The following is a 23,592-nucleotide window of genomic DNA, read 5'->3' as shown; positions in this document are numbered from 1 at the left end:
TCAGGTCCGTTTCGGCGCTCAAGCGTCTCTCCTTCTCAGGACGGTCGCCCTCCCTCAAACCGGCTCGGAAAAGAGGCTGGCATGGCCGGTCTTCGTGATTCGCACCCTGACAATGTCGCCGATTTCCCCGGCCTTTTCATCAACGATTACCGGCTGGAGCCAAGGCGAGCGGCCGACGATCTGGCCGGGCTGGCGGCCGGGCTTCTCGATCAGCACGTCCATGGCCAGGCCGACGCGGCTTTTCAGGAACGCGGCCTGCTGCTCGCCGAGCAATGCCTGCAACGCCTGCAACCTCTCGTCCTTCACATGCTCCGCGACATGCAACGGCATTTCGGCCCCAGGCGTTCCCGGGCGCGGCGAATATTTGAACGAGAAGGCCTGCGCGTACCCGACCTCGCGCACGAGGCGCATGGTCGCGTCGAAATCCGCGTCGGTCTCGCCGGGGAAGCCGACGATGAAGTCGCCCGACATGGCGATGTCGGGGTTGGCCGCGCGGATGCGCCCGATCAGCCTGAGGTAATCGTCGGCCGTATGGCGGCGGTTCATGGCTTTCAGGATGCGGTCGGACCCAGCCTGCACGGGCAGATGGAGATAGGGCATCAGCGCGGGAAGATCGCGATGGGCGGCGATCAGCGCGTCGTCCATGTCGCGCGGGTGGCTGGTCGTGTAGCGCAGGCGGGCGATGCCGGGCACCTCGGCCAGCCGGAAAAGCAGCCGCCCGAGGCCCCATTCGGAGCCGTCCGGGCCCTCGCCATGCCAGGCGTTGACGTTCTGGCCGAGCAGCGTCACCTCGCGCACGCCGGCCTCGGCCAGCCGCTGCGCCTCGGCGAGAATCTGCGCCACCGGGCGCGAGGTCTCCGAGCCGCGCGTATAGGGCACGACGCAGAAGGTGCAGAACTTGTCGCAGCCTTCCTGCACGGTCAGGAACGCGGTGACGCCGCGACTGCGCACCTCGGCCCTGCGCAGCGCCGGCAGGCGCTCGAACTTGTCCTCGATGGCGTAGTCGGTCTCGACCACCTTCTCGCCGGCACGCGCCTTCCTCACCGCTTGCGGCAGGCGGTGATAGGTCTGCGGCCCGATCACCAGATCGACCACGGGCGCGCGGCGGATGATCTCGTCGCCTTCCGCCTGCGCCACGCAGCCGGCGACGCCGACGATGGTCTCGCGGCCGCGCTCGCCGCGCTCGGCCTTCAGCTTGCGGATGCGGCCGAGCTCGGAATAGACCTTCTCGGCCGCCTTCTCGCGGATGTGGCAGGTGTTGAGCAGGACAAGGTCGGCGTCCTCGATCGCGTCGGTCGGTGTATAGCCATCCGCCGCCAGCGCATCGGCCATGCGCTGCGAATCGTAGACGTTCATCTGGCAGCCATAGGTCTTGACGAAGACCTTCTTCGGCTGGGCGGAAGAAGCGGGCGCGGCGGCGGGCTCGTCGCGGGCGATCGTGTCGTTCAGTTCCATCTTTGTCCTCTGGCCGTTCCTCTAGCGCCTTTCCATGACAAATGACAGATGCTTATGCCCGCCCGATGGGCTAAAGCCGCTGTCATGACGCGGCGTGAACCAGAAAATCCCGGCCTTTTCCTCGGCATCGACACCGGCGGCACCTACACCGACGCGGTGCTGTGGGCGCCGGATCGCGGGCCTAGTGGCGAGATCGTCGCCAAGGCCAAGGCGCTGACCACGCGCCACGACCTCGCGGTCGGCATCGCCGGCGCGGCGGGCGCGGTGCTGGAGAAGGCGGCGGCCGCGCCGTCCTCCATTGCACTGGTGTCGATGTCGACGACGCTCGCCACCAACGCGCTGGTCGAGGGACAGGGCGGGCGCGTCTGCCTCGTCATGATCGGCTTTTCCGACGCCGACCTCGAGCGCGACCGCCTGCGCGCGGCGCTCGGCACCGACCCCGTGATCTTCCTGCCCGGCGGCCACGACGTTCACGGCAATCCGGCGCGGCTCGACCTTGCCGCGCTGGAGGACGCCCTGCCCGGCCTTGGGCCAACGGTGTCCGGCTTCGCCGTCTGCGCCTATTTCGCGGTGCGCAACCCCGGGCACGAACTGGCGGCGGCGGAACTGATCCGCCATCGGACCGGCCTGCCGGTGACGATGAGCCACGAATTGTCCGCAAAGCTCGGCGGGCCGCGCCGGGCGCTGACCACGCTGCTCAACGCCCGGCTGATCGCGATGATCGACCGGCTGGTGGCGGCGACAGAAGGCTTCCTCGCCGGGCGCGGCATCGCCGCCCCGCTGATGGTGGTGCGCGGCGACGGCGCGCTGGTCTCGGCCGCCTTCGCGCGCCTGCGGCCGATCGAGACCATCCTGTCCGGCCCGGCGGCGAGCCTCGTCGGCGCGCGCCACCTGACCGGGCTGGAAAGCGCCGTCGTCTCCGACATCGGCGGCACGACCACCGACGTCGCCGTGCTGGAAGGAGGGCGGCCGCGCCTCGACCCGGAAGGCGCGACGGTCGGCACATATCGCACCATGGTCGAGGCGGTCGCCATGCGCACCTTCGGCCTCGGCGGCGATTCCGAGATCCGGCTGGAGGACGGGGGCCTTGCGCCGCGCCTCGTCCTCGGCCCGCGCCGGCTGGTGCCGCTGTCGCTCGCGGCACATATCCATGGCGCGACCGTGATCGAGGCGCTCGAACGGCAGGCGACGGCACGCAGCCCCGGCCGGCTCGACGGCCGCTTCGCCCTGCGCACCGGCGTTCCCGAGCGGCTGGCGGCCGGCCTGTCGGCGGCAGAGGAAAGGCTCTACGCCGCCATCGACGGCGCGCCGCAGCCGCTTGACCGACTGCTCGCCTCGACCGTGCAAGGGGTGACGCTCGACCGGCTGGTGGCGCGCGGCCTCGTCCATATCAGCGGCTTCACGCCCTCGGACGCCGCCCATGCGCTGGGACGCCAGACCAACTGGAACGCGGAGGCCGCACGGCTCGGCGCCACGCTGTTCGGCCGCCGGCGCGATGGGGCCGGCAACCCGATCGCGCCCGACGCCGAGGAGATCAGCGCCCGCGTCCTCGACGCCGTCACCCGGCGCTCGGCCGAGGCGATCCTGGAAACGGCGCTGGTCGAGGACGGGATGGAGGGCGCGCCGACCGTCGCCCACCGGCTGGTCCAGCGCGCGCTCGACGGCGCGGGCGGCATCGCACGGCTTTCCATCGGCCTCGACCGGCCGGTGATCGGCCTCGGCGCGTCGGCGCCGCTGCACTACGCGGCACTGTCCGGCCTCGTCGGCAACGCGTGCGTGGTGCCGCAGGACACCGACGTCGCCAACGCGCTCGGCGCGGTGGTCGGGCAGGTGCGGGTGACGGCTGAAGTGCAGGTGTCCCAGCCGCAGCCGGGCCTCTACCGCCTCGCCTCGGCCGACGGCATCGCCGATTTCGCCAGCGAGGAGGCGGCGCTCGACGAGGCGGAGCGGCTGGCGCGCGCGGCGGCGGCGACGCGCGCGGCCGAGGCCGGAGCCGACACGGTGGAGGTCGCCGTTGCGCGCGACATCCGCGCGGCCGACATCGACGGCGAGCGCGCCTTCGTCGAGGCCATCGTCACCGCGAGCGCCAGCGGCCGGCCGCGGATCGCCCGCTAGAGCATTCTGCAGTCGGAGCGGCAGCCCGGATCTATCCGGACGTCCGCCGCCCCGGAAGCGGATTGCCGGCGGCCGCGTTGAACAGTTTCAGCCATTCGGCGGATTGACCTTGGCGCCCCCGCATGGTGAAGGCATGTCGACATCCGGTGTCGGTGGCCATTGACGTGAAGGAGCGAGGAATGACGCAGAGGGTTGAGATCGACGGTCTTCAGGTCGCGCGCGCGCTGTACGACTTCGTCAACGACGAAGCCCTGCCGGGCACGGGCGTGGACAAGGCCGCCTTCTGGAGCGGGCTTTCGACCATCGCCCACGACCTCGCGCCGAAGAACAAGGCGCTGCTCGCCCGCCGCGACGAGTTGCAGGAAAAGATCAACGACTGGCACCGCCGGAACGGCGCGCCGTCCGACCTTGGCGTCTACGAGGCGTTCCTGCGGGAGATCGGCTACCTCTTGCCGGAAGGCCCGGCCTTCTCCGTCACCACCGGCGAGGTCGACGGCGAGATCGCCCATGTCGCGGGCCCGCAGCTCGTCGTGCCGGTGATGAACGCGCGCTATGCGCTCAACGCCGCCAATGCGCGCTGGGGCTCGCTCTACGACGCGCTCTACGGCACCGACGCCATCCCGGAGGACGGCGGCGCGGAGAAGGGCAAGGGCTACAACCCGGCGCGGGGCGACAGGGTCATCGCCTGGGCGAAGGCCTTCCTCGACGACAGCGTGCCGCTCGACCGGGCGAGCTGGGCGGACGTCACCGGCTTCGACGTCGCCATGGGCCGGCTCGCGGTCACGCTGGAGAACGGCGAGATCACCGGGCCGCTCGACGGGGCGCAGCTCGCCGGTTATCGCGGCGAACCCTCGGCTCCCTCGTCGGTGCTCCTGAAAAAGAACGGCCTCCACGTCGAGATCGTCATCGACCGCGACCACCCCATCGGCAGGACCGACAAGGCCGGCATCGCCGACGTGATCCTTGAATCGGCGTTGTCGACCATCCAGGACCTCGAGGATTCGATCGCGGCCGTCGACGCCGAGGACAAGGTCGCGGCCTACCGCAACTGGCTCGGCCTGATGAAGGGCGACCTCGAGGAGCGGATCGACAAGGACGGCAAGACCTTCACCCGCACGCTCAGCCCCGACCGCGACTACACGGCCGCTGATGGCTCGAAGCTGACGCTTCCCGGCCGCTCGCTGATGCTGGTGCGCAATGTCGGCCACCTGATGACCAACCCGGCGATCCTGCTCAAGGACGGCACGGAAATCCCCGAGGGGATCATGGACGCGGCGGTGACGGCGCTGATCGCGCTGCACGACATCGGCAAAAACGGAAGGCGCGCCAATTCCCGCGCCGGCTCGATGTATGTGGTCAAGCCCAAGATGCACGGACCGGACGAGGTCGCCTTCGCCGCCGAGCTGTTCGGCCGCGTCGAGGCCGTGCTCGGCATGGCGCCGGCGACGATCAAGATGGGCATCATGGACGAGGAGCGCCGCACCACGGTCAACCTCAAGGAAGCGATCCGCGCGGCGAAGAACCGGGTGGTGTTCATCAACACCGGCTTCCTCGACCGCACCGGCGACGAGATCCACACCTCGATGGAAGCCGGCCCGATGATCCGCAAGGGCGACATGAAGCAGGCGGCGTGGATTTCCGCATACGAGCAGTGGAACGTCGACATCGGCCTCGAATGCGGCCTCGCCGGCCGCGCCCAGATCGGCAAGGGCATGTGGGCGATGCCCGACCTGATGGCGGCGATGCTGGAGCAGAAGATCGCCCATCCCAAGGCCGGCGCGAACACCGCCTGGGTACCCTCGCCGACGGCGGCGACGCTGCACGCCACGCATTACCACCGCGTCGACGTCCATGCCGTGCAGGAGGGATTCAAGAACCGGCCGCGGGCGAAGCTCGCCGACATCCTCTCGGTGCCGGTGGCAACGCGGCCGAACTGGCCGGACGCGGACAAGCGCCAGGAAATCCGCAACAACGCGCAGGGCATCCTCGGCTATGTCGTGCGCTGGATCGACCAAGGCGTCGGCTGCTCCAAGGTGCCGGACATCAACGATGTCGGCCTGATGGAGGACCGCGCGACGCTGCGCATCTCCTCGCAGCACCTCGCCAACTGGCTGCATCACGGCGTCGTCACGAAGGACGAGGTGATGGAGGTGATGAAGGAGATGGCGGCGGTGGTCGACCGGCAGAACGCGGGCGATCCGCTCTACCGGCCGATGGCTCCCGACTTCGAAAAATCCGTCGCCTTCCAGGCCGCGCTCGACCTCGTCTTCAAGGGCCGCGAGCAGCCCTCCGGCTACACCGAACCGGTGCTGCACGCCCGCCGGCTGGAGCTGAAGGCGCGCGACCGGGCGGGCTGACGGAGGCTGGCAAAAACGTGCGCCTGCTGGCGATCGACACCGCTGCCGATCTGTGCGCCGCCTGCGTGTGGGACACGGAGGCGGGCGAGCGCGGACGCTGCACCCTCGAGCTGGGCAAGGGCCACGCCGAGCGCCTGATGGCGGTGATCGACGAGGCGCTGGCGAAGGCCGGTTCGACCTATGCCGATCTCGGCGCGATCGTCGTCGCGGTCGGGCCGGGCTCGTTCACCGGGGTGCGCGTCGGCGTCGCCGCCGCGCGCGGGCTGGCGCTGGCGCTCGGCGTTCCGGCCGTCGGCGTCACCACGCTGGAGGCGCTGGCGCGGCAGGCGCGGGAGGAGAGCCCCGGCCGCCCCGCTCTGGCGCGGATCGAGGCCGGACGCGGACAAGCCTATGTCGCCGCATTTTCCGCCGCCGGCGAATTGACTTTCGGCCCCGCCGCGCTTGCACTGGCGGCGGCGGACACGCTGATCCGCGACAGGAGAGATATCTTGCTCGCTGCGGGAAAGACGGCGGACATCGCCATTTATGCACGGTGCGGCGCGGAGAAGCTGGCGGCGGGCGCGCCGCCCGCGAAGCCGAAGCCGCTTTACCTGCGCGAGGCCGACGCCAAGCCGCAGGAGGGCTTCGCCCTGCCGCGAAAGGCGTTGCCGTGAAGATACCCTTCCTCTCGCGCGCCACCGAGTTCGCGGTAGAGCGGTTGAGCGAGAACGATGCGAGGCTCCTTCCCGCCATCCACCGCGAGGATTTCGTCCGCCCGTGGTCGGGCGGCGAGTTCGAGACGCTTCTGTCGCAGCAGGCGGTGTTCGGCTTCGGCGCGTGGCGGGTCGGCCACCGGGCGGAAGCGCCGGCCGGCTTCGTGCTCGCCCGGCTCGCTGCCGGCGAGGGCGAGATCCTCACCATCGCCGTGGCACGGGCATGGCGCCGGCACGGGATCGGCCGCGAGCTGATGGAGGCGGTGCTGCGGCACCTCCACGGCGAGCGCGCCGAGGCGCTGTTCCTCGAGGTCGACGAGACCAACCTGCCGGCCATCGTGCTCTACCGCCGGCTCGGCTTCGAGGAAGTCGCCCGCCGCCCCGCCTATTACGACAAGCCCGGCGCGGCGAAGACCGCCGCGCTCGTCATGCGCCGCGACCTGCGCTAGAGCATTTTGCAGTCAGACGGAATCGTCTGACGTCGCATAAATGCGGCCAGGAAAAGAAGCTGGAGCAGCGGAAGCAGCGTTCGTCAGAACGCCCGCTGCGCTAGAGCAGGGTCGGGAAAACAGGCCTGCGCGAACGGAACGGACGATGGCGAAGCGGGCAAGGACCGTCACGGGCAATGCGCGGCTGGCGCTGGGGCTCCTCGCCTTCGCCGCCGCCACACCGCCGCTGATGGCGTGGCAGGCGCTGGCCCTGCGCGCGCCGTTCCTGGACGAGCGCCGCGTGCCGCGCCTGTGGCACCGCATGGTGACGCGCCTGCTCGGCCTGCGCGTCCATGTCCATGGCAGTCCGGCCGAAGCGCGGCCGCTGCTGATCGCCGCCAACCATGTCTCGTGGACCGACATCATGGCGCTCGGCGCGGCGGCGGACGTTCATTTCATCGCCAAGGCGGAAGTCGCCGGCTGGCCGCTGTTCGGCCGGCTGGCCAAGCTCCAGCGCACCGTCTTCATCGACCGCGCACGGCCGCGCCGCGCCGGCGAGCAGGCGGGCGAGATCGCGGCGCGGCTGGCGCGAGGCGAGCCGATGGTGCTGTTTCCCGAGGGCACGACCTCGGACGGCAATTCGGTGCTGCCGTTCAAGTCCACCCTGTTCGCGGCGGCGCAGATGGCGATGGGCGAGGAACGCGGCGCGGCGATCCAGCCGGTGGCCATCGTCTACACGCGGCTGCACGGCATGCCGATGAGCCGGCGCGAGCGCATGCGCGCGGCATGGATCGGCGACCAGACGCTGGTCCCGCATCTGGCGCGCTTGATGCGCGAGGGCGGCATCGACGTCGAAATCCATTTCGGCGAGCCGGTCGCGTTCGGCCCCGGCACGGACCGCAAGCGGATGGCGCGCGAGGCCGAGGAGCGCGTGCGGGCGATGATGCGCGCGGCGCTGCGGCGTACGGGCTGAGAACCTATTCCTGAAAATCGGGCAGGCTCTGGAACGCGGCCTTCAGCGCGTGCGACCAGCCGTCGGATATCTCACGGTAGTAGGGGTCGTCCTGGCCGATGCGCTTGCGGTAGCCGACGCGCCATGTGTCGCGCTCGTAGAACAGCATGTCGAGCGGCAGCCCGACCGACAGGTTCGAGCGGATGGTGGAATCGAACGACACCATCAGAAGCTTCGCCGTCTCGGCGAAGCTCATCGACGGCTCGTAGGCGCGCACGAGGATCGGCTTGCCGTATTTCGTCTCGCCGATCTGGAAGAAGGGCGTGTCCTCGCAGGTCTCGATGAAATTGCCTTCCGGGTAGATCAGGAAGAGGCGCGGCTCCGTGCCCTTGATCTGCCCGCCGAGGATGAAAGAGGCGCCGAAGGAATCGGCCTTCTGGCCGGCCGGGGCCGAGGAGGAGATCACCTCCTTGACCGTGTCGCCGACGAGGCGCGCCGTCTGGTACATCGACGGCGTCTGGAGGATCGAGGGCGCGCGGTCGGCCGGCGCCTTGGAGCGCTCGTCGAGCAGGCTGACCACCGCCTGCGTGGTGGCGAGGTTGCCCGCCGACAGCATCACCAGGACGCGCTCGCCCGGCTCCTCCCAGATATGCATCTTGCGGAAGGTCGAGATCGAATCCACGCCCGCATTGGTGCGGGTGTCGGACATGAAGACGAGGCCGCGATCGATCTTGAGGCCGACGCAATAGGTCATGAATCAGTCGCCATGCTTTTTTGGACGCCGACTACTACTGCTCGACTGTGATGTGGACTTCAAGCCGTTCCTGCGCCGCGCCCTGCCGGATGCCGGAAACCGGCATGGCGTCGCGATAGTCGCGGCCTGTCGCCAGCCGCACGTAGCGTCCGTCGGGCGAGATGCCGTTGGAGACGTCGAAGCCGACCCAGCCGAGCCCGGCGACATGCGCCTCGGCCCACGCATGGGTGGCCACCTGCTCGCTGGTGCCGTCTATCAGGAGATAGCCGCTGACATAGCGGGCGGGAAAGCCGAGCAGCCGCGCCGCGGCGAGAAAGATATGTGAATGGTCCTGGCAGACGCCCTCGCCCGCCGCCACCGCGTCCTCGGCGCTGGTGCCCGCGTCGGTCGCGCCGACGCGGTAGGCGACGCGGTCCCTGATCGCGTGCGAGAGCGCGTGCAGCCGGTCGAGATCGGTGCCGCCGGACGCCGCGTGCGCGATTTCCTTCACCCGCGGGCCGGCCGCCGTCAGCGCCGTGCCGCTCTCGAACAGCCACAGCGGCGCGAATCCCGAATGCGCGCCGGTGACGCCGGACGTGTCACGGACGTCGACCTCGCCATGCGCCGAGATCGCGATGGCGTGCGGTTCGCCCGCGACGCTGAGCAGGCGCGTGTCGTTGCCGAAATGGTCGGTGAAGCGCACCTCCTCCTTCGCGCCCTCGATGTCGAGCGACCAGGACAGTACCGTCTGGTTGTGCTCGCTGCGCGGCGTCAGCCGCAGGCGCTGGAGCGCGTAGGGCACCGGCGCGTCGTAGGAATAGAGCGTCTTGTGGGAAACCTTCAGCCGCATCAGAAGAACCGGTAATCCTGCGCCACCTCGTTGCCGAGCCTGTTGTTGCAGCGGATGAACTCGCCGAGGAACTCGTGCAGCCCGCCGTCGAAGATGGCGTCGATGGTGCCGGGCTTCAGCCGCGAGGCGATGAGCTCCAGCGTGCCGTGGCAGGCATGGCGCTCGCCATATTCGTCGGCGAGGAAGTTCAGGCTCTCGCCGATCATCCGGTAGCAGAAGGCGAGCGAGCGCGGCATGCGCCGGTTGAGGATCAGGAAATCGGCGATATGCGCCGGCCGGTAGTCGGCCTCGTAGACCCAGCGATAGGAGCGGTGCGCCGAGACCGAGCGCAGGATCGATTCCCACTGGTAGTTGTCGAGCGAGGAGCCGACCCACGACACCGACGGCAACAGCACGTAATACTTGACGTCGAGGATGCGGGCGGTGTTGTCGGCGCGCTCGACATAGGAGCCGAGCTGGGCGAAGTCGAAGATCTCGTTGCGCAGCATGGTGCCGTAGAACGCGCCGCGTATCTGCGCCGTCTCGCGCTTGATCCGGTCGAGGATGGCGGGAAGCTCGCGCTGGTCGATGGGGCCGGCCAGCATGCGGCGGAACGACATCCACGCCTCGTTGATGCTCTCCCACGTCTCGCGCGTCAGCGCCGTGCGCACCATGCGCGCGTTCGCCCGCGCCGTCTCGATGGAGGAAAGCACGCTCGACGGATTCGAGGTGTCGCGCAGCAGGAAGTCGGAAACCGTGTCGGCCGAATAGTCGGAATGCCTTGCCGCGAAGGCGTCCTTGGCGCCGGCGCTGACGACGACGGAAGTCCATTCGTCGGCCGACGAATCGGTGCGCGTCAGCGCCAGCCGCAGCCCGGCATCGACGATGCGCGCCATGTTCTCGGCCCGCTCGATATAGCGGCTCATCCAATAGAGACCGTTGGCGGTGCGGCCGAGGAGCATCAGCGGCTCCTGCCGCTGAGGGAGTGGGGAATAGTGAGTAGTGAGTAGTGAAGGAGGATCATTGTTGATGCTTTCGCTGGAGGCTGCGGATCATCGCGCGCAGCATCTTGCCGAGATTGCTCGACCGATCGAGCAGGCGGCTGGCATCGGCCTCGAACATCAATCCTACCCGTTCGCAGAGGATCGCATGCGTCTCGAGCTCCTTGAGGGAACCCTGGGCGATGCGGAGGAACTGGATAAACGAACTGGTGTGCTCCCTTCCGTAACCTTCGGCGATGTTCGCGGCCACGGACGACGACGACCGCCGCATCTGCGAGGTCATTCCATAGGTTTCGCTGGCGGGAAATGCCTTCGTCACATCGTAGCAATCGACCGCCAGATCCATCGCAGCTCTCCAGATCTGCAAATCCCTGTAGGAATTGACGCCCCCTTCCACTCTCTCCCCCACTACTCACTATTCCCTACTCTCTACTCACTCTCAGTCATCCAGCACCCACGTATCCTTCGTGCCCCCGCCCTGCGACGAGTTCACCACCAGCGAGCCCTCCTTCAGCGCCACGCGCGTCAGGCCGCCGGGGACGATGCGGATGCGGTCGGAGACGAGGACGAAGGGGCGCAGGTCGACGTGGCGGGGCGCGAGCCCCTTTTCCGTCAGGATCGGGCAGGTGGAGAGCGCCAGCGTCGGCTGGGCGATGTAGTTGGAGGGTCTCGCCTTCAGCTTGGCGGCGAACGCCTCGCGCTCTTTCTTCGAGGCCGCCGGACCGACGAGCATGCCGTAGCCGCCCGAGCCGTGGACTTCCTTCACCACCAGCTCGTCGAGATGCTCGAGCACGTATTTCAGGCTGTCCGGCTCCGAGCAGCGCCAGGTCGGGATGTTGCCGAGGATCGCCTTGCGGCCGGTATAGAACTCGACGATCTCGGGCATGTAGGAATAGATCGCCTTGTCGTCGGCGATGCCGGTTCCCGGCGCGTTGGCGAGCGTGACGTTGCCGACGCGGTAGACGTCCATGATGCCCGGCACGCCGAGCGCGGAATCGGGGTTGAAGGTCAGCGGATCGAGGAAGGCGTCGTCGACCCGCCGGTAGAGCACGTCGATGCGCTTGAAGCCTTGCGTGGTGCGCATCGCGACATGGCCGTCGACGACGCGCAAATCCTGCCCCTCCACCAGCTCGACGCCCATCTGGTCGGCGAGGAAGGCGTGCTCGAAATAGGCGGAGTTGTAGCTACCCGGCGTCAGCACCGCGATGGTCGGCGCGGCTCCGGCGCTGCGCGGCGCCACCGCCGCCAGCGACTGGCGCAGCAATTGCGGATAGTTCTCGACCGGCCGGACCTTGATCGTCTGGAACAGCTCGGGAAAGAGCTGCATCATCGTCTCGCGGTTCTCCAGCATGTAGGAGACGCCCGAGGGCGTGCGCGCATTGTCCTCCAGCACGAAGAACTCGTTCTCGGCGGTGCGGACGATGTCGACGCCGATGATGTGGGTATAGACGCCGGCCGGCGGGCGCACGCCGATCATCTCCGGCAGGAACGCCTCGTTGGCGGCGATCAGCTGCTTGGGGATGCGGCCGGCGCGCAGGATCTCCTGCCGGTGGTAGATGTCGTCGAGGAAGGCGTTCAGCGCCTGCACGCGCTGCTCGATCCCTTGCGTCAGCCTGCGCCACTCGGCGCCGGAGATGATGCGCGGCACGATGTCGAACGGGATCAGCCGTTCGGCCGCCTCGGCCTCGCCATAGACGGCGAAGGTGATGCCGGTGCGGCGAAAGACGCGCTCGGCGTCCTGCATCTTTTCCGAAAGGCGCGCCGGGTCCTGCGTGCCGAGCCAGGCGTCATAGCCGGCATAGGGTTGTCTCGGCCCGTTCCCGTGCGGGCGCATCTCGTCGAAAGCGACCAAGCGGCACCTCCCTCTCACCTTCATAACAGGGAGCGGAAGCCGCAAAATCAAGAAAAATCGCCGGCAAACGAAGCGGCGGGGCGCGATTTCAGGAAAAATGCCCATGCCGCGGGCAGTTTGCCGCGATCGATGCGTGTGCTGCCGCCGATTGCGGCAGCATCAGCGGAAGATCAGGCTTCCGTGTCGAGCCAGATCGTCACCGGCCCGTCATTGACGAGCGCGACCTTCATGTCGGCGCCGAAGACGCCGTTGGCGACTGCGACGCCCTGCGCGGCGACTTGCGCCGAGAAATGCTCGTAGAGGCGCTTGCCGTCGTCGGGCGCGGCGGCGGTGGAGAAGCCGGGGCGGTTGCCCCTGGTCTCGGCGGCGAGCGTGAACTGGCTGACGACGAGCGCCGCGCCACCGACGTCGAGGACGGATCTGTTCATGCGCCCCTCCTCGTCGCGGAAGATGCGCAGCTTGGTGACCTTCTGCGCCAGCCATTGCGATTGCTTTTCCGTGTCGCCCTGCATGGCGCAGACGAGAACCAGCAGGCCGGGGCCAATCTCGCCGGTGACGTTCCCGTCGACGGTGACGGAGGCGGAGGAAACCCGTTGGATGAGCGCGCGCATCGGCTATTTTCCCATTATCACATGTCGGCGCAGCCATTCGTCGAGAACCGGCTTGCGGAAGGTGCCAGCCTCGAGATGCCGGTAGATGAAGGCGACGACCTCGGCCGGCACGGCTTCCAGCCGCGCGCCGTTCAGCCTGAGGAAGATGTCCATCGAGGCGAACGCCACGCGCTTGTTGCCGTCGACGAAGCCGTGGTTCATGGCGAGGCTCTCCCACAGCGCCGCCGCCTGCTCGATCAGGTCGGCATAGTAACCGGTCTGCGGGCGCAGCAGCGCGGATTCGATCAGGCCGTGATCGCGCACGCCGTGCGCCCCGCCGAACAGGCGCAACTGCTCGGCGTGGATATAGAGCACGTCATCGAGCGCGAGATAGTCCACTTACTTCGCCAGCGCCTCGTAGACGCTCGCCCAGCGCGTCGCGCTTTCGGCGTGCAGCCGCTCGACGGCGGGGTTGACCCGCCCGCGCGCCGCCTCCGCCATGCGGCGAAACTCCTCAGGCGACAGGACGACGGCAACGTCGCGCCCCTGCCGCTGCACGCGCACGGGCTCGGCCTGCGCCATGTCGAGCAACTGGCCGAAGCGGTTCTTGGCGTCGGAGGCGGAGAAAATCTTCATCCGCAGACAATAGGTAATTTGTCCAAATTGGACAAGACGCTCAGCCATCCCCCATCTTCAGCGCCTCGATGAAGGCCGCCTGCGGAATCTCGACCTTGCCGAACTGCCGCATGCGCTTCTTGCCTTCCTTCTGCTTCTCCAGAAGCTTGCGCTTGCGGGTGACGTCGCCGCCGTAGCACTTGGCGGTCACGTCCTTGCGCAGGGCCGAGATGGTCTCGCGGGCGATGACCTTGCCGCCGATCGCCGCCTGGATCGGGATCTTGAACATGTGCTTGGGGATCAGGTCCTTCAGCTTCTCGCACATGGCGCGGCCGCGCTTTTCCGCCGCCGAGCGGTGGACGAGCATGGAGAGCGCGTCGACCGGCTCCTCGTTGACGAGGATCGACATCTTGACGAGATCGCCCTCGCGATAGTCGGTCAGCTGGTAGTCGAACGAGGCGTAACCCTTGGAGATCGACTTCAGCCGGTCGTAGAAATCGAACACCACCTCGTTCAGCGGCAGGTCGTAGGTCGCCATGGCGCGCTTGCCGACATAGGAGAGATCGACCTGCACGCCGCGTCGCTCCTGGCACAGCTTGAGGATCGCGCCGAGATAGTCGTCCGGCGTCAGGATCGTCGCCCTGATCCACGGCTCCTCGATGGTGTCGATGCGGACCACGTCGGGCATGTCGGCCGGATTGTGCAGCTCGATCTGCTTTCCATCAGTCATATTGAGCCGGTAGACCACGGACGGCGCGGTCGCGATCAGGTCGAGGTCGAACTCGCGCTCCAGCCGCTCCTGTATGATCTCGAGATGAAGCAGGCCGAGGAAGCCGCAGCGGAAGCCGAAGCCGAGCGCGGCCGAGGTCTCCATCTCGAACGAAAACGAGGCGTCGTTGAGCCGGAGCTTGCCCATCGCCGCGCGCAGATCCTCGAAATCGGCGGCGTCGACGGGGAACAGGCCGCAGAACACCACCGGCTGCGCCGGCTTGAAGCCCGGCAGCGGCGCGTCCGTCGGGCGGCGCTCGTCGGTGATGGTGTCGCCGACGCGGGTGTCGGCCACTTCCTTGATCGAGGCGGTGATGAATCCGAGCTCGCCCGGCCCGAGATCGTCCACCATCACCATCTTGGGCGTCAGCACGCCGACGCGGTCGACGTGGTATTTGGCGCCGGTGCCGATCATGCGGATCTGCTGGCCCTTCTTCAGCACACCGTCGACGATGCGCACCAGGACGATGACGCCGAGATAGGCGTCGTACCACGAATCGACCAGCATGGCCTTGAGCGGCGCGTCGGCATCGCCGTGCTTGGGCGCCGGCAGCTTGTTGACGATGGCCTCCAGCACCTCGCCGATGCCGAGCCCGGTCTTGGCCGAGATCATCACCGCCTCGGAGGCGTCGAGGCCGATCACCTCCTCGACCTGCTCCTTGATGCGCTCCGGCTCGGCGGCCGGCAGGTCGATCTTGTTGAGCACGACGACGATCTCGTGGTCGGCGTCGATGGCCTGGTAGACGTTGGCCAGCGTCTGCGCCTCGACGCCCTGGCTGGCGTCCACCACCAGCAGCGAGCCCTCGCAGGCGCGAAGCGAGCGCGACACCTCGTAGGCGAAGTCGACATGGCCGGGCGTGTCGATCAGGTTGAGCACATAGTGCTCGCCGTTCCCGGCGTCGTATTCGAGGCGGACGGTGTTGGCCTTGATGGTGATGCCGCGCTCGCGCTCGATGTCCATCGCGTCGAGCACCTGGTCCTTCATCTCGCGCTCCTCCAGCGAACCGGTCGCCTGGATGAGCCGGTCGGCGAGCGTCGACTTCCCGTGGTCGATATGGGCGACGATGGAGAAGTTGCGGATATGGGAAAGCGGGGTTCTGGTCATGGCGCGCGCTTTAGCAGGGGGCGGGTGGCTTCACAAGCGCGACGCAGCAACGCCCGCGGCCGCGACCGGCCTACTTTCGCGGCCCGATTTCACGTGCCCTGTCGGCAGCCTGCATCATCGCCATCTCGATGAAATAGGTCAGCACGTCGTTGCCTTCGATGCATTTGCTGACCGCGCGCAACTCCGCGAGCACTTCCTGGATGTACGCGATACGGTCCCAATCGGACACATCCGGCATTCCTGACGAACCGGAGGAAGGCCCCATGCCCTATTCCCTACCCATGAACCATATTTCGTTCAGATTCATTATGATGGGGTGATTGACGTTGCGTCAAGCCGATACCCGGCGACCCTCAACGCTTCAGCAGCCTTTTCACTTCCTTGAGGACGGCCTTCGCGAAATGGGGCGCCGCCGATCCGCTTTCGAGCGCGGCCGCGCGGGCGAAAGCCTCCTCTCCATACTCCTCGACCAACAGGCGCGCGGCCAGGCTTATCTTTATCGGGTCAAGCTCCTGGTCGGCTCCCACCATGAGAGGTCTCCGCTGACGAACGCATTTTCATGTAGCGCCCCAATGAGCGCGAGTAGATGACCCCGCCGCTTAAATCAATACCGTATTTCTTCGATGATCTGGATCAAACGCAACCGTACAACACGCACGAAACCTTTGCGCGAAATCCTCGAACCTCGCCCGTAGCTCGGATTCCGGTGCTCCAATGAAGATAGTGCAAGTCGCCGGAGCGATTTTCGCCGAGCCATGATCTATCGCAATGCACACTTTTCCCCCTCGGCTATGATTCATCCAGTTTGCACAGCCACGATGGAGAGAACCATGAAATCGAAGCTAGCATACGCGGTCAGCGCCGTCGCCCTGCTGCTTGCGACACCCGCCCTCGCGCAGGACGCCACCCCGATCAACGACGAGGAACTGCGCGCCGACGCCCAGCTCCTGTTCGAGCCGATCCCGACGGTGCAGCCGGCGCCGGAAGGCAACCCGATCACCCGCGAGAAGGTCGAGCTCGGAAAGATGCTGTTCTTCGAGCCGCGCCTGTCGTCCAGCCACCTGTTCAGCTGCAACACCTGCCACAATCTCGGCATCGGCGGCGTCGACGGGCTGGAAGTCTCGGTCGGCCACGGCTGGCAGACCGGCCCGCGCAACGCGCCGACCGTGTTCAACGCCTTCTTCAACATCGCCCAGTTCTGGGACGGCCGCGCCGCGGACCTCGCCGAGCAGGCCAAGGGACCGATCCAGGCGGCGGTCGAGATGAACGCGACGCCCGACCGGGTTCTGTCCGTGCTGAACAGCCTGCCGCAGTACCAGCAGCGCTTCGCTCTCGCCTTCCCCGGCGAGGCCGATCCGGTGACGTTCGACAACGTCGCCAAGGCGATCGAGGTGTTCGAAGCGACGCTGATCACCCCCGGCGCGCGCTTCGACCAGTATCTCGAAGGCAACAACGCGGTGCTGAACGAGACCGAGAAGCAGGGTCTCAGGCTGTTCATGGACAGCGGCTGCGCCTCCTGCCACAACGGCGTCAATGTCGGCGGCGGCGAATACTACGCCTTCGGCGTGGTCGAGCAGCCGGGCGCCGACATCCTGCCGCGCGACGACAAGGGCCGCTTCGCGGTCACCGAGACGGCGACCGACGAATATGTCTTCCGCGCGCCGTCGCTGCGCAACGTGGCGCTCACCGCGCCCTACTTCCACAGCGGCAAGGTGTGGGATCTCACGCAGGCGGTCGGCGTCATGGCCACCGCGCAGCTCGGCGCCGAGCTCGAGGGAACGGAAGTCGAGGCCATCGTCGCCTTCCTGCACACGCTGACCGGCGAGCAGCCCGACGTCACCTATCCGATCCTGCCGCCCAACTCGTCGACGACGCCGCGGCCGGAGCTGATCGTGCCGGCGGCCAACTAGGCCGTTATCGCACAAGGGGCATCGCACAAGGGGACGCGGCCATCCGGAAAGACGGCCGTGACCGCGGGGGCTTGCGGGGGAAGCATTGCTTCCCCCGCATTTTTTTATGCCGAGTCTTATGTCAGGCGTGCCTTTCGCATGCGCCCCGTGGCCCCACTTGATCTGGCGCAAGGTATCGTCCCGCGTCCTTGCGCATTGTCTTCAACGAGGAGATCGGATCGAGCGCGAAGGACCGGGCATGGGCGTACTGCAAAAGACTTTTCCCGTCAGGACCGCGGGTCGGGGCGGCGATTGCGGGTGCGTCACGAGGCTCCACTCGCCGCGCGAGCTGGTTTTCCGCGAGCATGACCGCGCCAGCCGCGTCTATGTCGTCGACGAGGGGCTGGTCATGTTGTCGCACATCTTCTGCGACGGTCGCCGGCACATCGTCGATCTCGTCGGGCCGGGCGAGCTCTGCGCCTGGGAAAGCGACGCCATCCACGGCTGCACCGCCGAGACGCTGACCTTCGCCACCATCACCAGCTACGACATGGCGCGCGTCGACGAATCGCCGGCGCTGGAGCGCGACCTGTCGCGGCGGCTGCGCGCCTCGCTGCGCCGGGTGCAGGGCCACACCGCCATGCTCGGCCGCAAGACGGCGCTGGAGCGGGTGGCCAGCCTGATCCAGCGGCTGGCGGAAATCTGCGACCCGGACGGCGACGAGGTCTACCTGCCGCTGACGCGGCGCGAGATCGCCGACCATCTCGGCATCACGCAGGAGACGGCGAGCCGCTCGTTCAGCGAACTGAAGCGGCGCTGCATCATCTGCCATCTGTCGCCCAGCGAGGTTCGCATCGAGAACCCGGCCGCGCTGGCGCGGCTGGCCGGATCGCGCATGGAGGGGCTGCCGGCGCCGCGCCGGCCGATGGCGGAGATCGCCGCCGGATTTTGAGGCATGTCCCTCGCAGCGGAAACCGTTTCTTAACCGTGCGGCGCGCGAGCCGTGGCGCATTAATCCGGCGCTGAGCATTTGGGCAGAGGCTTGCCCGCGACACCGCTCCGGGGACGCCGCATGCTGCGCATTCTCATCCTGGCCGGCATCCTCGCCGCCGCCTTCTCCGCCGTCCCGGCCATGCTGGAGCGGCAGCTGGCGCCGACGGCCGGCGATACGGAGCCTGCCTCGCGCGAGACCGCCGCCCGCCCCGAGACCGGGCAGGCGCAGCCCGCGACCGCCGCGCCGACCTCGCATCAGGGCGGGCGCAAGATGCAGCTCGCCGCCACGGCCGGCGGCCATTTCAGCGCCGAGTTCCGGCTCAACGGACGCAGGGTTCCGGCGATGATCGACACCGGCGCGACCCATATCGCCATCAACCGGACGACGGCGCGACGCATCGGCCTCAGCGTCGCGGAGGCCGACTTCACCGGCTCGGCCGAGACCGCGAACGGCCGCGCCCGCTTCGCGCCCGTCGTTATCGAGCGGATCGCGCTCGGCCGGATCGAGCTCGACGACGTGCAGGCGGTGGTCCTCGACGACCAGGCGCTTTCCGGCACGCTCGTCGGCATGAGCTTCCTGTCGCGGCTGAAGCGCTATTCGGTCGAGGACGGCATGCTGGTGCTGGAGCAGTAAGGGCTACTCTCCAAGCAGCCGCGAAAAGGCGCGCTGCCCCGGCGGTGTGAAGGCCAGCGCGCGGCCGCCGCCGTCGCGCCGCGCCCAGCCGCGCCGGATGACGATGTCGAGCGCCGCCGCGCCGAGGCTGCCGGCCAGATGCGAGCGCCGCACGCTCCAGTCGAGGCAGGCGCGGCACAGCGGCCTCCGCGAGCGGCCGAGGGCGGCGAAATCGACGCCGAGCTCCTCGAACCAGCCCCGCCCCTGCGGGGTGAGCGCCACGGCGTCGCCGTCGAGGCGGACGAGATCGCGCCGCACCAGATGATCGAACAACGCCACACCCTTCTCGCCGGCGAGATGGTCGTAGCACACGCGCGCCTCGCGCATCGCCCGGTCGCGGGGACCGGGCCGCGTCCGGCGGGGGCCGTACGCCGCGGCCACGCCGGCGATCGCCTCCAGCATCGCCGCCACCTCCGGGCCGGCGAGCCCGAAATAGCGGTGGCGGCCCTCGCTCGCCACGCGCACCAGGCCGCCCTGCGACAGCTTCGCCAGATGCGAGCTGGCCGTGGGCAGGCCGACGCCGGCCTCCAGCGCCAGCTCGCTCGCCGTCAGCGCGCCGCCGCCCAGCAGGGCCGACAGCATGTTGGCGCGCGCGGGGTCGCCCACCAGCGCCGCGATACGCGACAGGTCCGGGCCTTCCTTCATCGCATCCCTCCATCAGGCATCATTCGATGGCAATCGAAGCATAATCGACAGGCAATGGCTAGTCTTCACGCGACGGAACAGGACGACCGGAACAGGAGACCCCGCCATGCGGACCGCCCTTCCCGCCCCGCGCATGTCATCGCATCGCCTTGCCCGGCACTGGCGGGCGATCGCGGCCGGCGCGCGCGTGCTATGCCGCTGGTGCGCCCGCCGCAGGCAGCGGCGCGCCCTCGGCCATCTCGACGACCGGCTGCTCGCCGACATCGGCCTGACGCGGACGCAGGCCGAGGCGGAACGGCGCAAGCCGTTCTGGCGCTGAGCACGTGCCGAGCTTGCGATGTCCGGCGGTTGCCGCATGCCTGTCGTTCTCCATCCGCCACCCCGGCGGCGCGGGCAGCATGTCCGAATCGGAAGCCCGATGCTTCGATGAGGATCGAAGCGTCTATCGCGAAGCCGGCCGTGCCGATCCCTTTTGCCATTCCGCGCCGGGCTTGGTAGCGTGCGCCGGCCCTGCCGCCCACCGCCCGCAACGCTTGCCGATCACAGACCGCCATGACCGAACAGACGGATACGCTTCTCGACCGCATCGGCCATATGATCGCGCGCCGCCTGCGAAGCGAATCCTCCGGCTACGAGCCCTACACGCCCTCCGACCCGGAAACGCTGCACCGCACGCTCCAGCCGGGCGACATCCTGCTGGTCGAGGGCAACCAGAAGATCTCGGCCGCGATCAAGTACCTGACGCAGTCGACATGGTCGCATGCGGCGCTTTATGTCGGCGACGCGCTGCCGGAGCCGGACGAGGGCGGCGAGCGGCCGCGCCTCATCGAGGTCAATCTCGGCGAGGGTTGCGTGGCGGTGCCGCTGTCCAAGTACCGCACCTACAACACCCGCATCTGCCGCGCCTCCGGCCTGACGCCCGACGACCGCCGCCATGTGGTCGAGTTCATGCTCGGTAAGCTCGGGCTTAAATACGACATGAAGAACATCGTCGACATGGTGCGCTACTTCCTGCCGACGCCGCCGGTGCCGGTGCGCTGGCGCCGGCGCATGATCGCCTTCGGCTCGGGCGACCCGACGCGGGCGATCTGCTCGTCGCTGATCGCGGAGGCCTATGGCCGGATCGGCTATCCGATCCTGCCCGAGATCACCCGCGCGCCCGGCCGCGCCTCGGCGCAGTCGCGTTTCTCGCGCGCCGAGATCATGCATATCCGCCATCACTCGCTCTACACGCCGCGCGACTTCGACCTGTCGCCCTATTTCCAGATCGTCAAGCCGACGCTGGTCTACGGCTTCGACTACAAGGCGGTGGTGTGGGCGGAAGGAGACCGCGACGCGGCGGACGAGCCCGGCAGGGGCGCAGCCGCTTGAGGCCGCGCGGCTCATCCGCAGGATTCTTCGAAACGGAAATGGAACGCAGGTCAGCCCTTGCGCACGACCTTCGGCCGCAGCCTGACGATGATGTCGACGTTGACGATCTCCATCCCCTCGGGCGGCTCGGGCAGGTTGTGGACGCTGACCGGCGCGGCCTCGATGTCGACGACGCGGTTCTCGCCCTCGATGAAGAAATGGTGATGGTCCGAGGTGTTGGTGTCGAAATAGGTGCGCGAGCCCTCGAGCGCGAGGATGCGCAGGAGGCCGACCTCGGTGAACTGGTGGAGCGTGTTGTAGACGGTGGCGAGCGAAACAGTGACGCCCGCATTGAGCGCCTCCTCGTGCAGCTCCTCGGCCGAGAGGTGCCGGTCGCCCTTGGCGAACAGCAGCTCGGCGAGCGCGATTCGCTGCCGCGTCGGGCGCAGGCCCGCCTCGCGCACGCGAATTTCCAGGTCGTCGTCCTGCCTAAGCCCAAGTTCCATCAGGTCGCCGCGCTTCCCTTACCGTTTCGACACTTGCCGTTTCGACACTCGTTTTCGGGCGCAAACACGGAATTTCGCCGGGCCCACCTTTTCAACATATATTCTCTGGCGAATATGCGATCAATAGCGGGCCGATGCGCCGGACGGACGCATGCAATATGCGCCGTGGCTGTTTCCAGCGGGAAACGGACTGTGATAGGGGAAACGACGAGGAGCGGCCCTTGCGGCCAAACGATTGTCGGGTAGCGGTGCGCCGCAGGGGAACGGAAAAGGCATGTTCGAGAGAAAGTCGAGCTACGATTACGAGGAACTTCTGGCCTGCGGGCGCGGCGAGCTGTTCGGCCCGGGCAACGCCCAGCTCCCGGCCCCGCCGATGCTGATGTTCGACCGCATCACCGCGATCAGCGAGACCGGCGGCGAGTTCGACAAGGGCTATATCCGCGCCGAACTCGACATCAAGCCGGACCTCTGGTTCTTCCCGTGCCACTTCATCGGCAACCCGATCATGCCGGGCTGCCTCGGTCTCGACGCGCTGTGGCAGATGACGGGCTTCTTCCTCGGCTGGCTCGGCGAGCCGGGTAAGGGCATGGCGCTCTCCACCGGCGAGGTAAAGTTCAAGGGCATGGTCACGCCCTCGGTGAAAAAGGTCGAATACGGCGTCGACTTCAAGCGCGTCATGCGCGGCCGCCTCGTGCTCGGCACCGCCGACGGCTGGCTCAAGGCCGATGGCGAGCAGATCTACACGGCGTCCGACCTGCGCGTCGGCCTGTCGAAGCAGAGCGCGGCCTGAGCCGCGTCATCGAGAAAAGATAAGGGAGCGCATATGAGACGGGTAGTGGTCACCGGGCTGGGCATCGTCTCCTCGATCGGCAACGACGCCGACGAGGTGCGGGCATCGCTCTACGAGGCAAAGTCGGGCATCACCTTCTCGCCGGATTTCGCCGAGCACGGCTTCCGCTGCCAGGTCTGGGGCGCGCCGACGCTCGACCCGAGCGAGCTGGTCGACCGCCGCGCCATGCGCTTCCTGCACAAGGGCGGCGCGTGGAACCACGTCGCCATGCAGCAGGCGATCGCATCGGCCGGCCTCGAGGAAGGCGACATCACCAACGAGCGCACCGGCATCATCATGGGCTCGGGCGGTCCGTCGACGAAGACCATCGTCGAAGCGGCCGAGATCACCGAGAAGAACAACAGCCCCAAGCGCATCGGCCCGTTCGCCGTGCCGAAGGCGATGTCGTCCACCGCCTCGGCGACGCTCGCCACCTGGTTCAAGATCCACGGCGTCAACTATTCGATCTCCTCGGCCTGTTCGACCTCGGCGCACTGCATCGGCAACGCCTACGAGCTGATCCAGTGGGGCAAGCAGGACATCATCTTCGCCGGCGGCCACGAGGACCTCGACTGGACCATGTCGAACCTGTTCGACGCGATGGGCGCGATGTCGTCGAAGTTCAACGACCGCCCGGCCGTCGCCTCGCGCGCCTATGACGTCGACCGCGACGGCTTCGTCATCGCCGGCGGCGCCGGCGTGCTGGTGCTGGAGGAGCTGGAGCACGCGAAGGCGCGCGGCGCGACGATCTATGCCGAGGTGGCCGGCTACGGCGCGACCTCCGACGGCTACGACATGGTCGCCCCCTCCGGCGAGGGCGCGATCCGCTGCATGCGCCAGGCGCTGTCGACCGTGAAGGGCGACGTCGACTACATCAACACCCACGGCACCTCGACCCCGGTGGGCGACTCCAAGGAAATGGGCGCGATCCGCGAGGTGTTCGGCGACAAGCTGCCCAACATCTCCTCGACCAAGTCGCTGACCGGCCATTCGCTGGGCGCGGCGGGCGTGCAGGAATCGATCTACTCGATCCTGATGATGAAGGGCGGCTTCATCGGCGAAAGCGCCCATATCGAGAATTTCGACCCGGAATTCGAGGGCATGCCGGTGGTGCGCAAGCGCATCGACAACGCCAAGATCGACACGGTGCTTTCCAACTCCTTCGGCTTCGGCGGCACCAACGCGACGCTGGTGTTCCAGCGCTACCAGGGCTGA

At 67.9% G+C, this 23,592-nt stretch carries 26 protein-coding genes; 12 read left to right on the top strand and 14 right to left on the bottom strand.

Annotation, left to right across the window (positions count from 1 at the left end; all coding sequences use genetic code 11):
* Window positions 1-54: 54 nt before the first annotated feature.
* Window positions 55-1,449 carry a tRNA (N6-isopentenyl adenosine(37)-C2)-methylthiotransferase MiaB gene (miaB, locus tag M9945_RS04905; RefSeq protein WP_367944763.1) on the bottom strand — a complete coding sequence of 465 codons (1,395 nt, stop codon included), beginning with the start codon at window positions 1,447-1,449 and terminating at the stop codon, window positions 55-57.
* Window positions 1,450-1,539: 90 nt separating this feature from the next.
* Here miaB and M9945_RS04900 point away from each other — a divergent pair, with 90 nt between their 5' ends.
* The 5 genes from M9945_RS04900 to M9945_RS04880 all read left to right on the top strand — a co-directional run bounded on the left by M9945_RS04900 (window position 1,540) and on the right by M9945_RS04880 (window position 8,020).
* Window positions 1,540-3,570, top strand: a complete 2,031-nt coding sequence (locus M9945_RS04900; protein WP_367943642.1) for a hydantoinase/oxoprolinase N-terminal domain-containing protein — start codon at window positions 1,540-1,542, stop codon at window positions 3,568-3,570.
* A gap of 179 nt (window positions 3,571-3,749) precedes the next feature.
* On the top strand, window positions 3,750-5,927 hold the full coding sequence (locus M9945_RS04895) for a malate synthase G (protein WP_367943641.1): 2,178 nt from the start codon (window positions 3,750-3,752) through the stop codon (window positions 5,925-5,927).
* 17 nt (window positions 5,928-5,944) lie between these two features.
* Window positions 5,945-6,580 carry a tRNA (adenosine(37)-N6)-threonylcarbamoyltransferase complex dimerization subunit type 1 TsaB gene (gene tsaB / locus M9945_RS04890; protein ID WP_367943640.1) on the top strand — a complete coding sequence of 212 codons (636 nt, stop codon included), beginning with the start codon at window positions 5,945-5,947 and terminating at the stop codon, window positions 6,578-6,580.
* Window positions 6,577-7,068 (top strand): GNAT family N-acetyltransferase, encoded by a 492-nt coding sequence (locus M9945_RS04885; protein ID WP_367943639.1) that lies wholly within the window; start codon window positions 6,577-6,579, stop codon window positions 7,066-7,068. The genes tsaB and M9945_RS04885 overlap by 4 nt, the downstream gene beginning before the upstream one ends.
* A 145-nt stretch (window positions 7,069-7,213) precedes the next feature.
* Window positions 7,214-8,020, top strand: coding sequence for a lysophospholipid acyltransferase family protein (locus M9945_RS04880; RefSeq protein WP_367943638.1), 807 nt, complete (start codon window positions 7,214-7,216; stop codon window positions 8,018-8,020).
* Between the two features lie 4 nt (window positions 8,021-8,024).
* On the opposite strand, the gene M9945_RS04875 is transcribed toward M9945_RS04880, so the two are convergent.
* From M9945_RS04875 to M9945_RS04825, 11 genes are all read right to left on the bottom strand, one after another.
* A complete protein-coding gene (locus M9945_RS04875; protein WP_367929235.1) occupies window positions 8,025-8,753 on the bottom strand; it encodes a peptidase in 729 nt (242 codons plus the stop codon).
* A gap of 34 nt (window positions 8,754-8,787) precedes the next feature.
* Entirely contained in the window at window positions 8,788-9,582 is a 795-nt protein-coding gene (locus tag M9945_RS04870; RefSeq protein WP_367943637.1) for a transglutaminase domain-containing protein, read from the bottom strand.
* Window positions 9,582-10,523: an alpha-E domain-containing protein gene (locus tag M9945_RS04865; RefSeq protein WP_367929237.1), complete on the bottom strand. Its 942-nt coding sequence runs from the start codon at window positions 10,521-10,523 to the stop codon at window positions 9,582-9,584. The genes M9945_RS04870 and M9945_RS04865 overlap by 1 nt, the downstream gene beginning before the upstream one ends.
* Window positions 10,524-10,581: 58 nt before the next feature.
* The gene (locus M9945_RS04860) at window positions 10,582-10,959 is read right to left on the bottom strand and encodes a four helix bundle protein (protein WP_367943636.1); all 378 of its coding nucleotides are present in this window, start codon (window positions 10,957-10,959) and stop codon (window positions 10,582-10,584) included.
* A gap of 42 nt (window positions 10,960-11,001) precedes the next feature.
* Window positions 11,002-12,414: a circularly permuted type 2 ATP-grasp protein gene (locus M9945_RS04855; RefSeq protein WP_367943635.1), complete on the bottom strand. Its 1,413-nt coding sequence runs from the start codon at window positions 12,412-12,414 to the stop codon at window positions 11,002-11,004.
* 170 nt (window positions 12,415-12,584) lie between these two features.
* Window positions 12,585-13,025 carry a D-aminoacyl-tRNA deacylase gene (dtd, locus tag M9945_RS04850; RefSeq protein ID WP_367943634.1) on the bottom strand — a complete coding sequence of 147 codons (441 nt, stop codon included), beginning with the start codon at window positions 13,023-13,025 and terminating at the stop codon, window positions 12,585-12,587.
* Window positions 13,026-13,028: 3 nt separating this feature from the next.
* Window positions 13,029-13,403: a type II toxin-antitoxin system death-on-curing family toxin gene (locus M9945_RS04845; RefSeq protein ID WP_367943633.1), complete on the bottom strand. Its 375-nt coding sequence runs from the start codon at window positions 13,401-13,403 to the stop codon at window positions 13,029-13,031.
* Window positions 13,404-13,640, bottom strand: a complete 237-nt coding sequence (locus M9945_RS04840; protein ID WP_367929241.1) for a type II toxin-antitoxin system Phd/YefM family antitoxin — start codon at window positions 13,638-13,640, stop codon at window positions 13,404-13,406.
* Between the two features lie 40 nt (window positions 13,641-13,680).
* Window positions 13,681-15,492, bottom strand: a complete 1,812-nt coding sequence (gene lepA / locus M9945_RS04835; protein WP_367943632.1) for a translation elongation factor 4 — start codon at window positions 15,490-15,492, stop codon at window positions 13,681-13,683.
* A gap of 70 nt (window positions 15,493-15,562) precedes the next feature.
* Window positions 15,563-15,757: a hypothetical protein gene (locus M9945_RS04830; RefSeq protein WP_367943631.1), complete on the bottom strand. Its 195-nt coding sequence runs from the start codon at window positions 15,755-15,757 to the stop codon at window positions 15,563-15,565.
* Window positions 15,758-15,845: 88 nt separating this feature from the next.
* Complete coding sequence (locus M9945_RS04825; protein ID WP_367943630.1) at window positions 15,846-16,022, bottom strand: hypothetical protein; 177 nt, start codon at window positions 16,020-16,022, stop codon at window positions 15,846-15,848.
* 300 nt (window positions 16,023-16,322) lie between these two features.
* Here M9945_RS04825 and M9945_RS04820 point away from each other — a divergent pair, with 300 nt between their 5' ends.
* The 3 genes from M9945_RS04820 to M9945_RS04810 all read left to right on the top strand — a co-directional run bounded on the left by M9945_RS04820 (window position 16,323) and on the right by M9945_RS04810 (window position 19,008).
* A complete protein-coding gene (locus tag M9945_RS04820) occupies window positions 16,323-17,402 on the top strand; it encodes a cytochrome-c peroxidase (RefSeq protein WP_367929245.1) in 1,080 nt (359 codons plus the stop codon).
* Between the two features lie 238 nt (window positions 17,403-17,640).
* Window positions 17,641-18,333, top strand: a complete 693-nt coding sequence (locus M9945_RS04815; RefSeq protein WP_367943629.1) for a Crp/Fnr family transcriptional regulator — start codon at window positions 17,641-17,643, stop codon at window positions 18,331-18,333.
* Between the two features lie 120 nt (window positions 18,334-18,453).
* Window positions 18,454-19,008: a TIGR02281 family clan AA aspartic protease gene (locus tag M9945_RS04810; RefSeq protein WP_367943628.1), complete on the top strand. Its 555-nt coding sequence runs from the start codon at window positions 18,454-18,456 to the stop codon at window positions 19,006-19,008.
* Between the two features lie 3 nt (window positions 19,009-19,011).
* Here M9945_RS04810 and M9945_RS04805 read toward each other — a convergent pair whose 3' ends face one another.
* Entirely contained in the window at window positions 19,012-19,692 is a 681-nt protein-coding gene (locus M9945_RS04805) for an ArsR/SmtB family transcription factor (protein WP_367943627.1), read from the bottom strand.
* 106 nt (window positions 19,693-19,798) lie between these two features.
* Here M9945_RS04805 and M9945_RS04800 point away from each other — a divergent pair, with 106 nt between their 5' ends.
* Together M9945_RS04800 and M9945_RS04795 are read left to right on the top strand one after the other, a co-directional pair.
* Window positions 19,799-20,011 carry a DUF1127 domain-containing protein gene (locus tag M9945_RS04800; RefSeq protein ID WP_367929249.1) on the top strand — a complete coding sequence of 71 codons (213 nt, stop codon included), beginning with the start codon at window positions 19,799-19,801 and terminating at the stop codon, window positions 20,009-20,011.
* Between the two features lie 233 nt (window positions 20,012-20,244).
* On the top strand, window positions 20,245-21,063 hold the full coding sequence (locus M9945_RS04795) for a YiiX/YebB-like N1pC/P60 family cysteine hydrolase (protein ID WP_367943626.1): 819 nt from the start codon (window positions 20,245-20,247) through the stop codon (window positions 21,061-21,063).
* Between the two features lie 50 nt (window positions 21,064-21,113).
* On the opposite strand, the gene irrA is transcribed toward M9945_RS04795, so the two are convergent.
* The gene (gene irrA / locus M9945_RS04790) at window positions 21,114-21,548 is read right to left on the bottom strand and encodes an iron response transcriptional regulator IrrA (protein ID WP_367943625.1); all 435 of its coding nucleotides are present in this window, start codon (window positions 21,546-21,548) and stop codon (window positions 21,114-21,116) included.
* A gap of 274 nt (window positions 21,549-21,822) precedes the next feature.
* Here irrA and fabA point away from each other — a divergent pair, with 274 nt between their 5' ends.
* Both fabA and fabB read left to right on the top strand, forming a co-directional pair.
* On the top strand, window positions 21,823-22,338 hold the full coding sequence (fabA, locus tag M9945_RS04785) for a 3-hydroxyacyl-[acyl-carrier-protein] dehydratase FabA (RefSeq protein ID WP_367929252.1): 516 nt from the start codon (window positions 21,823-21,825) through the stop codon (window positions 22,336-22,338).
* A 33-nt stretch (window positions 22,339-22,371) separates the two neighbouring features.
* On the top strand, window positions 22,372-23,592 hold the full coding sequence (fabB, locus tag M9945_RS04780; RefSeq protein ID WP_367943624.1) for a beta-ketoacyl-ACP synthase I: 1,221 nt from the start codon (window positions 22,372-22,374) through the stop codon (window positions 23,590-23,592).

This window comes from Aquamicrobium sp. (assembly GCF_023954335.1).
Lineage (GTDB): Bacteria > Pseudomonadota > Alphaproteobacteria > Rhizobiales > Rhizobiaceae > Aerobium.
Note: the sequence above shows the minus strand (reverse complement) of the source record. Positions and strands in the feature narration are given on the sequence as shown.

Coding starts and splice junctions, on each gene's coding strand:
- irrA (WP_367943625.1), bottom strand. CDS start 21,548: ATGGAACTTGGGCTTAGGCAGGACGACGACCTGGAAATTCGCGTGCGC.
- M9945_RS04815 (WP_367943629.1), top strand. CDS start 17,641: ATGGGCGTACTGCAAAAGACTTTTCCCGTCAGGACCGCGGGTCGGGGC.
- lepA (WP_367943632.1), bottom strand. CDS start 15,492: ATGACCAGAACCCCGCTTTCCCATATCCGCAACTTCTCCATCGTCGCC.
- M9945_RS04840 (WP_367929241.1), bottom strand. CDS start 13,640: ATGAAGATTTTCTCCGCCTCCGACGCCAAGAACCGCTTCGGCCAGTTG.
- M9945_RS04875 (WP_367929235.1), bottom strand. CDS start 8,753: ATGACCTATTGCGTCGGCCTCAAGATCGATCGCGGCCTCGTCTTCATG.
- M9945_RS04895 (WP_367943641.1), top strand. CDS start 3,750: ATGACGCAGAGGGTTGAGATCGACGGTCTTCAGGTCGCGCGCGCGCTG.
- dtd (WP_367943634.1), bottom strand. CDS start 13,025: ATGCGCGCGCTCATCCAACGGGTTTCCTCCGCCTCCGTCACCGTCGAC.
- M9945_RS04825 (WP_367943630.1), bottom strand. CDS start 16,022: ATGGTGGGAGCCGACCAGGAGCTTGACCCGATAAAGATAAGCCTGGCC.
- M9945_RS04810 (WP_367943628.1), top strand. CDS start 18,454: ATGCTGCGCATTCTCATCCTGGCCGGCATCCTCGCCGCCGCCTTCTCC.
- M9945_RS04805 (WP_367943627.1), bottom strand. CDS start 19,692: ATGAAGGAAGGCCCGGACCTGTCGCGTATCGCGGCGCTGGTGGGCGAC.
- M9945_RS04830 (WP_367943631.1), bottom strand. CDS start 15,757: ATGGGGCCTTCCTCCGGTTCGTCAGGAATGCCGGATGTGTCCGATTGG.
- M9945_RS04900 (WP_367943642.1), top strand. CDS start 1,540: ATGACGCGGCGTGAACCAGAAAATCCCGGCCTTTTCCTCGGCATCGAC.
- fabB (WP_367943624.1), top strand. CDS start 22,372: ATGAGACGGGTAGTGGTCACCGGGCTGGGCATCGTCTCCTCGATCGGC.
- M9945_RS04795 (WP_367943626.1), top strand. CDS start 20,245: ATGACCGAACAGACGGATACGCTTCTCGACCGCATCGGCCATATGATC.
- M9945_RS04820 (WP_367929245.1), top strand. CDS start 16,323: ATGAAATCGAAGCTAGCATACGCGGTCAGCGCCGTCGCCCTGCTGCTT.
- M9945_RS04880 (WP_367943638.1), top strand. CDS start 7,214: ATGGCGAAGCGGGCAAGGACCGTCACGGGCAATGCGCGGCTGGCGCTG.
- M9945_RS04865 (WP_367929237.1), bottom strand. CDS start 10,523: ATGCTCCTCGGCCGCACCGCCAACGGTCTCTATTGGATGAGCCGCTAT.
- M9945_RS04800 (WP_367929249.1), top strand. CDS start 19,799: ATGCGGACCGCCCTTCCCGCCCCGCGCATGTCATCGCATCGCCTTGCC.
- M9945_RS04870 (WP_367943637.1), bottom strand. CDS start 9,582: ATGCGGCTGAAGGTTTCCCACAAGACGCTCTATTCCTACGACGCGCCG.
- fabA (WP_367929252.1), top strand. CDS start 21,823: ATGTTCGAGAGAAAGTCGAGCTACGATTACGAGGAACTTCTGGCCTGC.